Origin of the sequence: Bradyrhizobium altum (assembly GCF_020889705.1) — a bacterium.
Classification (GTDB): Bacteria; Pseudomonadota; Alphaproteobacteria; order Rhizobiales; family Xanthobacteraceae; genus Bradyrhizobium; species Bradyrhizobium altum.
On sequence record NZ_JACMYP010000065.1, the window covers coordinates 21,213 to 35,020 of the forward strand.

Here is a 13,808-nt window from a genome sequence, read left to right on the forward strand (position 1 = left end):
GAAAGGCCTCGATCATGCGCCAGTCTCGTCTTGTCGTGCACGCCCTCGCGTTGATCGGCATTCTGGCCGGATCCTGTCCGCTGCGCGCCGAGACCGGCGCCGCCGCGGCTTCCCCGCTTGGCGTCAGCATCGATGATTTCAGCTATGTCGACACCTCGGGCGAGGTGATCGACCAGACCGCCGTGCATCAGAAGCGGCTGGATGCGTTCATGGCTGCACTGCGCGCCGATGTCGCCGCCGAGCCGCGCTATCGCCTGGTGCCGTCAGCGGCGCCCACAGGCGAGGCCCAGATCAAGGTGGTCGGCGGCGTGCAGAAGATGAGCACGCTGGTGCAGTGGGCCAAGGTGGCCGTCATCGATGTCGGCGCGAGCCGTGTTCTGTACGAAAAGCTCTACACGTTTCGCGGCGACAATGACGAGGCATGGGACCATGCGCGGATGTTCGTGTCGCGCGAGGTGCGCGCCGTTCTTGCCGCTGCGCTGCCGACGGCACCGGCCGCCGCCGTGGCGCCGATCGGGCTTGCGGTGTTCGAGTTCGAGCTCGAGGACAATTCCGCTGCACCGTCGTCCGGCCTTGCCGGCTCCGATGCTGCCACGCTGGCCGATGTCACCCAGGGCGTGCGCGACCGGCTTGCGCAATCGGGCCGCTACCGCCTGGTCGATACCGGCGGCGCAGTTGCTGAGCCCGTCAAGGCGCGGGCGCTGCGCGACTGTGACGGCTGCGAGGCGGCGATCGCGCAGAAGCTCGGCGCCGATCAATCGCTGATCGGCGTGATCAGGCGGGTCAGCCGGACCGAGTACACGGTCGGCTTCCAGGTGCGCGACGCCCGCAGCGGCGCGGTCGTCTCACGCGGCGACAGCGGCTTGCGGATGGGCGCCGATTATTCCTGGACCCGCGGCGCGGTTCACCTGGTCGGCGACCGCCTGCTAGAGGGCGGGGCGCAGCAATAGCGATCCGGGTGAGGATGTCTCGGGGCTGTGGTCGCAAGCTCGGCAGGCGGACCATAGCAAAGCGCGATGGCTGATAGACACATCATCTTCTATCGCCGGGCCCGTGTGTGGGCTATCACCGCCATCTGATCACCGCCCAGGAGCTGCCGATGCGTTTGCCCGCCGTCCTTTTCGCTCTCGCGCTCGCCGCAAGCCCCGTGGCAGCCGAAGAGCTGTCGGGCACGCTGCAGAAGGTCAAGGAGACCAGGAAGGTCACGCTGGGCTTTCAGGAGGCCTCCGTTCCCTTCAGCTATCTCGACGACAATCAGCGGCCGATCGGCTTCGCGCTCGATATCTGCCTCAAGATCGTTGATGCCGTGAAGAAGGAGCTCGGTATGCCCGACATCGCGGTCGACTATCTCCCGGTGACCTCGTCGAACCGTATCCCGCTGATGGTCAACGGCACCATCGACCTGCATTGCTCGGCGACCACCAACAGCGCCGAGCGCCAGAAGCAGGTGACCTTCACCAACTCGCACTTCCTGAGCGCGACGCGCTTTGCGGCCAAGAAATCCTCCGGCATCAACACCATCGACGACCTCAAGGGCAAGTCGGTCACCGCCGTTGCGGGCTCGGTGAACCTGACGCAGCTCATCAAGGTCAATACCGAACGCAAGCTCGGCATCAACGTTCAGCCGGCCAAGGACCAGGCCGAAGCGTTTTTGATGCTCGAGACCGATCGCGCCCAGGCCTACGCGCTCGACGACGTGCAGCTGGCGGTGGCGATCGCGCGATCCAAGCAGCCGGCGCTCTACATGATCAGCGAGGAGGCCTTCTCGAAGGCGGAGCCGTTTGGAATCATGCTGCGCAGGGAGGACGCGCCGTTCAAGGCGCTCGCCGACCGCGCGACGGCCGAGCTCTATGGGAGCCCGGAGATCGAGGTCATGTACAAGAGGTGGCTGGAAGCGCCGACCCCGCCGAACGGCATCAACTACAACGTCCCGATCTCGCCGGCGCTGCGCAACGCGTTCAAGAATCCGAGCTCGAGCTTCGATCCTGACGTGTACGAGGTTGCCAAGTAGCTGCGGTCGACCGTAGCCCGCATGAGCCAACGTGTCGCGCGAACGCGCGCCCGATGACAGGCTCCACGATATGCGGGGACGTCACCGTGAACTGAGCGAGCGGCCCGGATATCGCTGCGCTCATCCGGGCTACGCCGAGGCGCGATAGCACGACCGGAAAACAGATCACCGCGCCAAGCCGCTGATCCTTGGAAGGGCTTTTCGCGCGCGCGGCCAAAAACGAATTAGCGTCTCATATACATCGGCAGTTTTTCTCCTAATCTTGCAGCGTTGTGACTGCTGATCAGGAGCCTGCGCCGGTGACCATGCCATCCCTCTCACGACGTTCCGCGCTCGGCGTTCTCGCCGGAAGTCTGGTTGCGGGCAGCGTTCGCGCTGAAACCGGGGCGGGCGCTGGTCCCGATCTCGGCGGCGTCACCTTGCGTGTGGCCTATTACAAGGGCGGCTGGCGTCCGCTGCTGCAGGCCGCCGGCGAGGACAAGACGCCTTAAAAGGTTGAATGGAAGGAGCTTAACAACGGCGTCCTCCACATCGAGGCCCTGAACGGCGATGCGCTCGACATCGGTTCGGGCAGCGAGATCCCCGCGATGTTCGCCGCGCGCCAGAACGCCAAGGTGCGGTTCATCGCCGTCACCCATGAGGACCTCAACATCCAGGTCACGGTGGCGGCGAAGGATGCGCCGATCCATTCGATCGCCGACCTCAAGGGAAAGCGCGTCGGCTATGTCCGCACGACAACGGCACATTACTTCCTCGCCAAGCAGCTCGAGGAAGCGGGCCTTGCGTTCGGCGATATCGAGGCGATCAATTTGACGCCGTCGGACGGTTACTCGGCATTCGCTTCCGGCAAGCTCGATGCCTGGGCGATCTATGGCTATAACGGACAGCTCGCCATCGCCAAGCAGGGCGCGCGGCTGCTCAAGACCGGCGTCGGCTATCTCTCGGGCAATTTCCCGATCTACGCCAACCCGAAGGCGGCCGACGATCCGCTGCGCCACGCGGCGGTGACCGATCTCTTGCTGCGCATCCAGCGCGCCTATGCGTTCGCCAACAAGAATTTTCGCGTCTATGCCGAAGCGCAGGTGGCCGAAACCCATCTGCCATTGCAGGACATTCTCGACCAGTTCGCACGCCGCAGCGACGACTTCTCGCTCGCCGGAGTGAGCCCTGACGTGCCGGACACCCACCAGAAGGTCGCCGACACCTTTCTCAAGCTCGGCGTGCTCGACGCGCGCACGGAGGTTGGAAAATTCTGGGATACGAGCTTCAACGATGCGATCGCCGCGGGCGCAGCAAGGCTTGCGCGGAGTTGACGGCCATCGTGAGAATGTAGCCCATATGGGCCAGGTGAAGGACGGGCCGGTTCCCGGAGATCGCGGCATTCTTCAGCGCAAAATTCCGGTCCTGCTGGAACGGCAGATATTTACGACCCCAGCGTGACGGCTGGGGTCGCAGGAGGTGCTGTGTGCCTCTGGGGCAATGATCAGGGCACAGCCACCGAACGGCACACAGACGAGAAAGTTCCAGGAGGGCCGCGGCTGGCTTGTGCCGTGCTGCCATGCAGAGCGGAAAGCTTGCAGGCCACGTCAGCTCCGTACCATGATGGTGACCAGATCGAATGCGGGTCTGGTAGACGCGCCGGGCACGGCCTCCGAGGGGCTGCGCCACTTTTGTTTGCAGCTGTTGATTGTCGCTCATGCGGATTGTTGCTCGGAGCTGAAATTGAATCACGACACGTTGGCCAAGCTCACCGTCACCATCATCGTCCTGGTCGCGCTGCTGGTCTGGCGTGTTGCTGACCAGAAGAAAGCGATCGCATGCGGGCTGAACTGCCCGACCGACCTGTCGGCGAACCGGAAGCCCGCTGAATAGGAACAGCTCGTTGATCGATGTCGCCTCGGTGTTGCGCGCCGCGCGCCCTATCGGCCATCGCGCGGGGCGTATATCGTCGGCGGCAAATGCAAGATCGGTCCCGCGTGCCGGGTAACGACGTGAAGTGAGGAAGCGATGTCCGACATGCTGCTGTTTTCGCCGATGACCATCCGCGGCGTCACGCTGAAGAACCGCATCGTGGTGCCGCCGATGCATCAGTATTCGGCCGAGAAGGGCTTTCCGACCGACTGGCATCTGATGAATGCCGGCAAGTTCGCCGCCGGCGGCGCCAGTCTCGTGATCGTCGAATCGACCAAGGTGGAGCGCCGCGGATGCGGGACGATCGGCGATCTCGGCATCTGGGACGACAAGTTCATCGCGCCGCTCAGCCGGCTCGTCAGCTTCATCAAGCAGCAGAACGCCGTGGCCGGCATCCAGCTCGGCCATTCCGGCCGCAAGGCGCGCGCGAGCCGCCCATGGGAGGGCGACCGTCCGCTCGAACGCAGCGCCGCAATCGAGGATTGGGATGCCTGGACGCCGGTGGCGCCGAGCGCGATCGCCCATAGCGAGCGCTGGCCGGTGCCGCGCGCGCTGGAAACGCATGAGGTGAAGGACCTCGTCGCGGCCTGGGGGCAGGCGGCGCGGCGCGCGCATGAGGCCGGGTTCGAGGTGCTCGAACTGCACGGCGCCCATGGCTATCTCGTGCACGAATTCCTCTCCGCGCGCGCGAACCAGCGCAGCGATGAATATGGTGGCTCGGAAGCCAACCGGATGCGCTTCCTGATCGAGGTGACCGAGGCCATGCGCGCACACTGGCCGGATCACAAGCCGCTGTTCGTGCGGCTGTCGGTCGAGGACAATGCCGGCTGGGGTCCGGAGCAGAGCACGCGGCTGGCGGCGATCCTGAAGCCCAGGGGCGTCGATGTGATCGACTGCTCGTCCGGGGGAATCAGCGAGATGGCGCCGATCCTGGGCAAGGAGATCAAATACAACTATCAGGTGCCGCTGGCGGAATATGTGCGCCGGCACGCCGATATCATGACCATGGCGGTCGGCCTGATCATCCATGGTGACCAGGCCGAGCAAATCCTGCGTGACAAACAAGCAGATTTGATCGCGGTCGGCCGGGAAATCCTCAATAACCCCAACTGGCCGATGGACGCCGCGCTAAAACTCGGGGTTGAAGGGCCATTTCGCCATGTTCCTCCGCAGTTTGGCTATTGGCTGGGCACCCGGGCCAAGCGCGGATTCGGGACCCGGCCATCGACCTGGCAGAACGGGTTGCAGGAGGCTGGGCCAGAGGCCGACCGGGAGCTGACTTAGGCTGACGTGGTGCTGACTAAATGCTGATTTTGGGGCTGACCAGGGCATCGTGACAGGACCGTAATGGTCCAGTGACAAGGGCGGCCTTGATCCGACCAAAAAGCCGTTGTGTGGTGCCTGGGGTGGGGCAGGCGAACGTTGCGGAACGTGGCCGGCCGATAGCGAAAAAGGATCGCGGATAATGCGCAAACATGTTGGCTTCTTCCTCGGGACGGCTGCGGGAGCGTGTCTCACCCTGCTCGTGGCCTCGCCGCAGGGGGCGCATCTGTTCGCCGTCGCCAATGCCGCCGCGCATGTCGACAACACCTATTCGCAGCTCAACCTGTTCGGCGAGGTGTTCGAGAAGATCAAGACCGACTACGTCGAGAAGCCCGAGGACTCCAAGCTCGTCGAAGGGGCGATCAACGGCATGATCTCCTCGCTCGATCCGCACTCCCGCTACATGAACGAGAAGGGCTGGGCGGAGATGCAGGAGACCACGCATGGCGAGTTCGGCGGGCTCGGCATCGAGGTCACGATGGAGGACGGCTTCGTCAAGGTGGTGGCGCCGATCGACGACACGCCTGCCTCGCGCGCCGGCATCATGTCGGGCGACGTGATCACCTCGATCGACGATGAGCAGATTCAGGGCCTGACGCTCGACCAGGCCGTCAACAAGATGAAGGGCGCGCCCAACAGTTCGATCCGGCTGAAGATCATCCGCAAGGACGCCGACAAGCCGATCGAGGTCTCGATCACCCGTGAGATCATCCGCGTCCGCCCGGTGAAGTATCACGTCGAGGGCGGCGATATCGGCTATATCCGCATCACCTCGTTCAACGAGCAGACCACCGAAGGCCTGCGCAAGGCGATCGGCGAGATCCAGAAGCAGGTCCCGCAGGACAAGCTCGACGGCTATGTCGTCGACCTCCGCAACAACCCGGGCGGCCTGCTCGACCAGGCGGTCTCGGTGACCTCGACGCTGATGCAGCGCGGCGAGGTGGTCTCGACCCGCGGCCGCAATCCGGAAGAGACCCAGCGCTTCACCGCCCATGGCGGCGACATGACCAAGGGCAAGCCGCTCGTGGTGCTGATCAATGGCGGCTCGGCCTCGGCCTCCGAGATCGTCGCCGGCGCGCTGCACGACCACAAGCGCGCGACGCTGATCGGCACCCGCTCGTTCGGCAAGGGCTCGGTGCAGACCATCATTCCGCTCGGCGCCGGCAATGGCGCGCTGGCGCTGACCACCGCGCGCTATTTCACCCCGTCGGGCCATTCGATCCAGGCGCTTGGCATCAAGCCCGACATCGAGGTGCTGCAGGACGTGCCGGACGAGTTCAAGACCCGCTCCGAGATCAAGGGCGAGGCCTCGATGCGCGGCCACCTCTCCGCCGAAGGCGCCGAGCAGACCGGCTCGCAATCCTACGTGCCGCCGGATGAGAAGAACGACAAGGCGCTGGCCGCGGCGTTCAACCAGTTGCGCGGCGTCACCGTCAACGCCGACGCCAAGAACGCGGACAAGGCCGCGCAGAAGCGGCCGGTGCCGAACTAGAGCCTGACCCATGTAGCCCGGATGGAGCGAAGCGAAATCCGGGAGCGGTCTGTGCGTTTGCAAAGGTCCCCGGATTGCGCGGAGCCTGTCATCGGGCGCGCGTTCGCGCGACCCGTTGGCTCCATCCGGGCTACGCAGCCGCCAAAATATCGAAAACAACCCCATGCAAAGTAGCCGGTGGTGGCTGGCGCTCGACCAGGCAATTTGACACGTCGGGCAATTTCAGGGTTTTCTTCCAATATTCCGAAATTGTACAGGCGCCCGCTCCGGGCTCGCGACGTCCGAGAAGCCTTACGCCGCGCCGGCGACAGGCCTGCGCCGGCGCGCGACGCTCGGACCCGCAGCAGGGCCACGGCGATGGCCGGCCAAGAGCTCGCGGATCTGGGCGCCCGGCTTCGGCGGGCTGAACAGATAGCCCTGCATTTCCGAACAGCCGAGCTCGCGCAGCAATTGCTGCTGCTGTGCGGTCTCGACGCCTTCCGCCGTCGTGGTCATGCTGCGCTCGGCGGCGATGTTGACGACGGCCTCGACGATGCCGGCCGAACCTTGCGGATCGGCGATGTCAGTGACGAAGCAGCGGTCGATCTTGATCTTGTCGAACGGGAAGCGCTTCAAATAGCTCAGCGACGAATAGCCGGTGCCGAAATCGTCGAGTGCGATCCGAATGCCGATGGCGCGGAGTTGATGCAGCGCGGCCAGCGCCGTCTCGTCGTCGCGGATCAGCACCGCCTCGGTGATCTCGAGCTCCAGCCGGCCCGCCGACAGGCCCGATGCCGCCAGCGCGGCGATCACCTTGAGCGCCAGCGTGCCGGTCCGGAACTGCACCGGCGAGACGTTGACCGCGAGCCTGACAGGGTCGGGCCAGTTCACCGCTTCCTTGCAGGCCGTCATCAGCACCCATTCGCCGAGCTGGTTGATCAAGCCGGTCTCCTCGGCGATCGGCACGAAGTCGGCCGGCGAGATCATGCCGCGCATCGGATGGCGCCAACGCACCAGCGCCTCGCAGCCGGTGATCTCGTTGCTGCGCAGGTCGACGCAGGGCTGGTAATACACTTCGAGCCCGCTGCCCGCGGCGATGGTCTGCCGCAGCTCCACCTCGAGCTCGCGGCGGGCGCGGGCATCGGCGTCCATCGCCGGTTCGAAGAAGCGCGAGACGCGCCGGCCGGCCGACTTCGCTGCATACATCGCAAGGTCGGCGTTCTTCAATATCTGGTCGAGATCGGCGCCGTCCTTCGGCGCCAGTGCAATGCCGATGCTGGCGTCGGTCGTGACCTGATGGCCGAGGCATTGATAGGGCGAGCGGATGACCTCGTAGATGCGCGCGACGAGGTCGGTGACCTCGACCTCGTTCTTCACGCCGGTCTGCACGATCGCGAATTCGTCGCCGCCGAGCCGGGCGACGAAATCGCCGTCGCCGATCACGCCGGATAGCGTCCGCGCAACGGACTTGAGCAGCTCATCGCCGACCATGTGGCCGAGCGAGTCGTTGACGCCCTTGAATTCGTCGATGTCGATATAGAGCACCGCGAGCTGGCTGTCGGGGGTGACGTGCGGCAGCTCGCGCTTGATCTCCTCGTGGAACAGCGCGCGGTTCGGCAGGTCGGTGAGAGCATCGTAGTGGGCAAGATGCGTGATGCGTTCCTCGGCGCGGCGGCGCTCGGTGACGTCCTCATGGGTCGCAAGCCAGCCGCCATCGGCCAGCGGCTCGTTGACGACCTGGATCGAGCGCCCGTCCGGCGTCGCGATCACCATGGTGTTGCGGATGCCGACGTCGCGCAGCACGAGGTTGACGTAGCGCTCGACGTCGCCCTGGAACGAGCCGGTGAGGTGGCGATGCACGATGACGTCGCGGAAGCTGCAGCCGGGCCGGATGACGTCGGCGGACAATCCGTACATCTCGATATAGCGCTTGTTGCAGATCACCAGCCGCTGCGCGGCATCGAACAGCAACAGCCCCTGCGTCATGTTGTTGACGGCGGTGTCGAGCCGGAGCTTCTCCAGCGTCAGGCGCTGCTGCTGGGTGCGGTGCTGCTGCAACAGCTTGCGCACCACCAGCGTGAGCAGGATCGCGATCGCCAGCACCGATGCTGCGGTCACCGCGATCAGGATGCCGATCTGCTCGCGCCAATTGGCGAGCGCCGCGTCCGTGGTGGTGGTGGCGACGACGACGATCGGGAATTTGGTGAGCGCCCGCGACGACACCAGGCGGTCCTTGCCGTCGACCGGGCTGGTCAGCCGCGAAGTGCTCTGCGGCAGCTCGAACACCTGCTGCTGACCGGCCGGGCCGCTCCGAAAATTCTTCCCGATCATCTCCTCGACATGGGGATAGCGCGCCAGCAGCGTGCCGTCGCGATGGTGCATCGAGATCGCAGCGCCTTCGCCGAGCGCAACGGTCGAGAAGAATTTCTCGAAGGTCGCCGGCTCGATGCCGCGCCCGACCACGCCGAGGAACTCGCCATGCGGGCCCGTGACCTTGCGGACGATCGCGGTGGTCCAGTTTCCGCTGACGCGGCTGACCACCGGCGCGACCATCATGTCGGGCGAGTAGGGGCTGGATTTGAAGATATTGAAATAGTCGCGATCGGCGATAGAGGCCTGCGGCAGCGGCCAGGCGCCCGAGCTGTTGATCAGCACGCCATCGGCGTCGAACACGTTGAGGCTGCCGACATTGGACAGCGCGTCCATCTTGGACTTGAGCATCGCATGGATGTCGGCGGCCGACATCCGGCGCTTGTAGTTCTCCGGCGTCGCGATCCCGTTGTCGCGCATGAACGCGATCAGGTCGCGCTGGACCACCTCGAGGTCGTCGAGCTGCTGGTCGAAATGCCGTGCCAGCAGCAGCACGGTGTTCTCGAGCTCGCGCTCGCTGTTGTGCAAGGCGCGCTCGCGGAAATTCTCGGCCATCAGGGTGGCGCCGATCGCGATCGCGGCCATCAGCACGGCGCCGCCAAGGATCAGCCAGCGGATCGGACCACTGCCGATCACCGAGGTGACGTTGAACGAGGCGCTGCCGTTTGGATTCATCTGACGCTATCGCTTCCAGGCGTTTCACCCGGAAGTAGGTTTGGTACACCTCCGGCCCGCGAAAGTCGTATCCAAACGAGATGGAGCGCCGGTTAGCGAGATTGGTTAACGAATGGTTGCCTGGATGGGTTGGCGCTGCCGCCCCTCGCACGTGCGCGCTCGCCGTTCGATTAACCAGCCGATACGACAAGCTGCCGGTTGACAAGGCGGAGACCCGATTCCGGATCATGCGTCGGCAGGTAGATTGTCGGACGGCTTCGCGCAAAAGTCTTGATGGCATCAAGTGTGGCTTTTGCGATAGCGGCGTCGCCGCTGACCCCGTCGACCGTGCCTGAAAGCATGAGCGCCTGATTGTATGAGGTGTCGCCGGCGAGGAAAATTGCGGTGTCGCCATCCTGAACAATGACGGACATATGGTTTGGTGTGTGTCCAGGCGTTGCCACCGCAACAATGTCGCCCGCCTTTGTAAGCCGCTGGCTGCGCTTGAACGAGCCAAACTGTTCTGCTGGCAGTTCGACCGGCGTTGGGTCGAACCAACTGGGCCAACGATGGGGCAGATACCCCCGCGCACGCCCAAGCAATCCGCGAGCCTGCGCGAGTTCATCGGCCGGGACAATGATTTCGCTGTTGGGGAAGTGCGCGAGACCTCCGTCGTGATCCATATGCAAATGAGTGAGCACGACTTTCTTTACATCGCGGGGACCAATCCCCAAGGCCCGGAGCTGCGGCCCAATCTCTTGCTCGCGCTCGATTTGGAAGCCGACCTCCCATCTCACATAGGGATTGAGCTCGCGCGAATGCTCCAACAGATGTGTCCCTTGGCCGCTGTCGACGACAATGACGCCTTCAGGATGCTCGATCGCCCAAGCGAATGTCGGCACCCAGTCGGTCCAATTCGGATCGAGGAATACGTCGATGAGGCCGTGGCCTCGGCCTTCGACCTGGGCGGTTTTGATTTTGACGGTTCCTGTCTGAATAGCATGGATGCGCATCTGGGTGTCTCGTTATGGCGGTTGGTGGACCCGAAATACGCGCTCCTCCGGATGAACGGAATTGTCGAAGGTTCTTGAGTTGGTATACAAAAATGCATGGACAAGAATCCGGGCTGGGAACTGTACAGGTCATTTCTGGCCGTCCTGCGCGAGGGGAGCCTCTCGGGTGCGGCGCGCTCCCTCAACCTCACCCAGCCAACCGTCGGCCGGCACATCCGTGAGCTCGAGGCCACTCTTGGGATGCCGCTTTTCACGCGCGCCCAGGATGGCCTGAAGCCGACCGCGGCGTCCGCCGTTGCGCAGCCGCACGCCTTGGCCATGGCCACCGCCGCCGAAACATTGCTGAGAGCGATTTCGAGCAAGGCGGGCCAGCCTCGCACCGTCGTCCGCCTCGCGGCCTCCGAGATTGTTGCGACGGAGATTCTTCCGCCAATTCTTACTGAATTGGAGCGGAGCCAGCCGGGATTGGTCGTCGAGATCTCCGCTTCGGACCGATTGGAAGACCTGTTGCGGCGGGATTGCGATATCGCCATTCGCATGGTGAGGCCGACACAGGCTGATCTCGTCGCCCGCAAGGTGGGCCAGGCTCGGCTGGGATTCCATGCTCACATGAACTACCTGGAAAAGAACGGCAAACCCGCCAATTTACGCGAGCTGAAACGGCATTGCCTGGTGGGCTTTGATCGCGAGACCCCTGCTGTCCGGGCCCTGTATCGGCTCGGTCTACAATTGAGGCGGGACGACTTTGCACTGCGGTCCGACAACACCCTTCTTCAGTTGGCGGCCATTAGGGCGGGATTCGGAATTGGAATCTGCCAACGCGCGGTTGTGCGCGAGGACGCCCAACTCGTGCATCTCCTCCCTAAGGAATTTTCACCGAGCCTCGACGTCTGGGTCACGATGCATCAGGACTTGCGCAAGAGTCCGCCCATGAGATCAATGTTCGACCATTTGGTCGAAGCGCTGAAACTTGTCTATCACGCGCCCGCGCGATAGTGCCCGGACTTGCCGCCGATCTTCTCGATCAAATGAATGCCTTCGATGCGCACGCCGCGCTCGACCGCCTTGATCATATCGTAGATCGTGAGGCACGCGACCGAAACCGCGGTCAGCGCCTCCATCTCGACGCCGGTCGGGCCGGTCACCTTGACGCTGGCGCGGACGATGCAGCCGGGCAGCTTGGCATCGGTTGCGATTTCGATCGTGACCTTGCTCAGCGCCAGCGGATGGCAAAGCGGGATCAAATCCGAGGTGCGCTTTGCCGCCATGATGCCGGCGATCCGCGCAGTTGCCAGCACGTCGCCCTTCTTGGCCTGGCCGGACTCGATCAGCGCCAGCGTCGCCTTGCTCATCAGGACGCGGCCTTCGGCAACCGCGGTCCGCTCGGTCGCGGGCTTGGCCGAGACGTCGACCATGCGCGCCTCGCCCTTGGCGTCGATATGGGTGAGGGCCGTGCCGGTCGGCTCGGCCTTGGTCGTCTTGGCTTTGGTCTTCCGCGCCATCGCGTCAGCGCGTGCCGGTGGCGCGCGATGTCGCCTGCCGCGTCAGCAAGGCGCGGGTGGCCGCGGTGACGTCCTCTTGGCGCATCAGGCTCTCGCCGACAAGGAAGGTCGACATTCCGACGCGCTCGAGGCGGGCGAGATCCTCAGGTGTGAAGATGCCGCTCTCGCCGACCATCAGGCGATCGCGGGGGATCAGCGGCGCCAGCGCCTCGCTGGTCGCCAGTGTGGTCTCGAAGGTGCGCAGATTGCGGTTGTTGACGCCGATCATCGGCGAGCGGAGCTTCAGGGCACGGTCGAGCTCGGCGCGGTCGTGGATCTCGATCAGCACGTCCATCCCATAGGACAGCGCGGCGTCCTCGAGCTCCCCGGCAGCGACGTCGTCGAGCGCGGCCATGATGATCAGGATGCAGTCGGCGCCATGGGCGCGCGCCTCCGCGACCTGATAGGTGTCGAACATGAAATCCTTGCGCAGCACCGGCAGATTGGTCGCCGCGCGGGCCGCGACCATGAAGTCGAGATGGCCCTGGAACGAGGGCGCATCGGTCAGCACCGACAGGCAGGCTGCGCCGCCCGCCTCATAGGCCTTCGCGAGCAGCGGCGGATCGAAGTCGGCACGGATCAGCCCCTTCGACGGCGAGGCCTTCTTCACTTCCGCGATCAGCGCGTAGTCGCCGCGCGCGTGCTTGTCCTTGAGAGCGCGGACGAAGCCGCGCGGGGCCGAGGCCGATTTGGCCTGCGCCTCGACCTCGGCGAGCGGACGCGCGCGCTTCGCAGCGGCGATCTCCTCGCGCTTGTAAGCCTCGATCTTGGTCAGGATGTCGGACATCTCTGCACACTCAACCGTTGGAAACCGCGACCAGATGCTTCAGCCGCGCCGCGGCCGCGCCGCTGTCGAGCGACTGGGCGCCGATCGCCACGCCTTCCTTCAAATCTTTGGCACGGCCGGCCACGATCAGCGCGGCCGCAGCGTTGAGCAGGGCGACGTCGCGATAGGCGCTCGGCTCGCCCTGGAGCACGCTCGACAGCGCGATCGCATTGGCGTCGGCATCACCGCCCTTCAGCGCCTCGCCGCCGACGCGGCCGAGGCCCGCCTCCTCAGGCGTCACCTCGAATGTCCTGATCTCGCCGTTCTCGAAAGTTGCAACGAAGGTCGGGCCGGTGAGGGTGATCTCGTCGAGGCCATCGGAGCCGTGCACCACCCAGACCTTGTCGGAGCCGAGATTCTTCAAGACCTGCGCCAGCGGCTGCACCCATTGCCGCGAGAATACGCCGACCATCTGCCGCTTGACGCCGGCCGGGTTCGACAGCGGCCCGAGCAGGTTGAAGATGGTGCGGGTAGCAAGCTCGACCCGGGTCGGGCCGACATTCTTCATTGCCGGATGATGCGAAGGCGCGAACATGAAGCCGATGCCGGCTTCCTTGACGCAGCGCCCGACTTGCGCAGGCGTCAGGTCGAGCTTGACTCCGAGCGAGGCCAGCACATCGGCGGCGCCCGAGCGCGACGACAGCGCGCGATTGCCGTGCTTGGCAACGGGTACGCCGGCGCCGGCCAC

At 64.7% G+C, this 13,808-nt stretch carries 12 protein-coding genes and 1 pseudogene; 8 read left to right on the top strand and 5 right to left on the bottom strand.

The window, feature by feature from the left end; translation table 11 throughout:
• Nucleotides 1-14 precede the first annotated feature (14 nt).
• From H8B02_RS18000 to H8B02_RS18030, 7 genes and pseudogenes are all read left to right on the top strand, one after another.
• Entirely contained in the window at nucleotides 15-950 is a 936-nt protein-coding gene (locus tag H8B02_RS18000; RefSeq protein ID WP_229167455.1) for a DUF3280 domain-containing protein, read from the top strand.
• Nucleotides 951-1,099: 149 nt separating this feature from the next.
• Nucleotides 1,100-2,011 (top strand): amino acid ABC transporter substrate-binding protein, encoded by a 912-nt coding sequence (locus H8B02_RS18005; RefSeq protein WP_229167456.1) that lies wholly within the window; start codon nucleotides 1,100-1,102, stop codon nucleotides 2,009-2,011.
• A 299-nt stretch (nucleotides 2,012-2,310) separates the two neighbouring features.
• Complete coding sequence (locus H8B02_RS18010) at nucleotides 2,311-2,502, top strand: hypothetical protein (RefSeq protein WP_229167457.1); 192 nt, start codon at nucleotides 2,311-2,313, stop codon at nucleotides 2,500-2,502.
• Nucleotides 2,503-2,517: 15 nt separating this feature from the next.
• A pseudogene (locus H8B02_RS18015) lies at nucleotides 2,518-3,324 on the top strand (ABC transporter substrate-binding protein); the annotation flags it as partial.
• Between the two features lie 286 nt (nucleotides 3,325-3,610).
• Nucleotides 3,611-3,883 (top strand): hypothetical protein, encoded by a 273-nt coding sequence (locus H8B02_RS18020; protein WP_229167458.1) that lies wholly within the window; start codon nucleotides 3,611-3,613, stop codon nucleotides 3,881-3,883.
• Between the two features lie 135 nt (nucleotides 3,884-4,018).
• Nucleotides 4,019-5,206 (top strand): NADH:flavin oxidoreductase/NADH oxidase, encoded by a 1,188-nt coding sequence (locus H8B02_RS18025; RefSeq protein ID WP_229167459.1) that lies wholly within the window; start codon nucleotides 4,019-4,021, stop codon nucleotides 5,204-5,206.
• A gap of 181 nt (nucleotides 5,207-5,387) precedes the next feature.
• Nucleotides 5,388-6,737, top strand: coding sequence for a S41 family peptidase (locus H8B02_RS18030; protein ID WP_229167460.1), 1,350 nt, complete (start codon nucleotides 5,388-5,390; stop codon nucleotides 6,735-6,737).
• Nucleotides 6,738-7,028: 291 nt separating this feature from the next.
• On the opposite strand, the gene H8B02_RS18035 is transcribed toward H8B02_RS18030, so the two are convergent.
• Nucleotides 7,029-9,761: a bifunctional diguanylate cyclase/phosphodiesterase gene (locus H8B02_RS18035; protein WP_229167461.1), complete on the bottom strand. Its 2,733-nt coding sequence runs from the start codon at nucleotides 9,759-9,761 to the stop codon at nucleotides 7,029-7,031.
• Between the two features lie 170 nt (nucleotides 9,762-9,931).
• Complete coding sequence (locus H8B02_RS18040; RefSeq protein ID WP_229167462.1) at nucleotides 9,932-10,753, bottom strand: N-acyl homoserine lactonase family protein; 822 nt, start codon at nucleotides 10,751-10,753, stop codon at nucleotides 9,932-9,934.
• Nucleotides 10,754-10,849: 96 nt separating this feature from the next.
• Between H8B02_RS18040 and H8B02_RS18045 the strand changes: the two genes are divergently transcribed.
• Nucleotides 10,850-11,749 (top strand): LysR family transcriptional regulator, encoded by a 900-nt coding sequence (locus H8B02_RS18045; RefSeq protein WP_229167463.1) that lies wholly within the window; start codon nucleotides 10,850-10,852, stop codon nucleotides 11,747-11,749.
• On the opposite strand, the gene moaC is transcribed toward H8B02_RS18045, so the two are convergent.
• The 3 genes from moaC to trpD all read right to left on the bottom strand — a co-directional run.
• Nucleotides 11,731-12,255, bottom strand: coding sequence for a cyclic pyranopterin monophosphate synthase MoaC (gene moaC / locus H8B02_RS18050; RefSeq protein WP_229167464.1), 525 nt, complete (start codon nucleotides 12,253-12,255; stop codon nucleotides 11,731-11,733). The two genes, H8B02_RS18045 and moaC, sit on opposite strands and share 19 nt — an antisense overlap.
• 4 nt (nucleotides 12,256-12,259) lie before the next feature.
• Complete coding sequence (gene trpC / locus H8B02_RS18055) at nucleotides 12,260-13,081, bottom strand: indole-3-glycerol phosphate synthase TrpC (RefSeq protein WP_229167465.1); 822 nt, start codon at nucleotides 13,079-13,081, stop codon at nucleotides 12,260-12,262.
• A 10-nt stretch (nucleotides 13,082-13,091) separates the two neighbouring features.
• The coding region (gene trpD / locus H8B02_RS18060; RefSeq protein WP_229167466.1) for an anthranilate phosphoribosyltransferase at nucleotides 13,092-13,808 on the bottom strand (717 nt) is incomplete at its 5' end.

What these genes read in the sequence shown, in the direction of transcription:
- moaC (WP_229167464.1), bottom strand. Translation starts at nt 12,255, where the DNA reads ATGGCGCGGAAGACCAAAGCCAAGACGACCAAGGCCGAGCCGACCGGC.
- trpC (WP_229167465.1), bottom strand. Translation starts at nt 13,081, where the DNA reads ATGTCCGACATCCTGACCAAGATCGAGGCTTACAAGCGCGAGGAGATC.
- H8B02_RS18020 (WP_229167458.1), top strand. Translation starts at nt 3,611, where the DNA reads ATGATGGTGACCAGATCGAATGCGGGTCTGGTAGACGCGCCGGGCACG.
- H8B02_RS18000 (WP_229167455.1), top strand. Translation starts at nt 15, where the DNA reads ATGCGCCAGTCTCGTCTTGTCGTGCACGCCCTCGCGTTGATCGGCATT.
- H8B02_RS18035 (WP_229167461.1), bottom strand. Translation starts at nt 9,761, where the DNA reads ATGAATCCAAACGGCAGCGCCTCGTTCAACGTCACCTCGGTGATCGGC.
- H8B02_RS18040 (WP_229167462.1), bottom strand. Translation starts at nt 10,753, where the DNA reads ATGCGCATCCATGCTATTCAGACAGGAACCGTCAAAATCAAAACCGCC.
- H8B02_RS18025 (WP_229167459.1), top strand. Translation starts at nt 4,019, where the DNA reads ATGTCCGACATGCTGCTGTTTTCGCCGATGACCATCCGCGGCGTCACG.
- H8B02_RS18045 (WP_229167463.1), top strand. Translation starts at nt 10,850, where the DNA reads ATGGACAAGAATCCGGGCTGGGAACTGTACAGGTCATTTCTGGCCGTC.
- H8B02_RS18005 (WP_229167456.1), top strand. Translation starts at nt 1,100, where the DNA reads ATGCGTTTGCCCGCCGTCCTTTTCGCTCTCGCGCTCGCCGCAAGCCCC.
- H8B02_RS18030 (WP_229167460.1), top strand. Translation starts at nt 5,388, where the DNA reads ATGCGCAAACATGTTGGCTTCTTCCTCGGGACGGCTGCGGGAGCGTGT.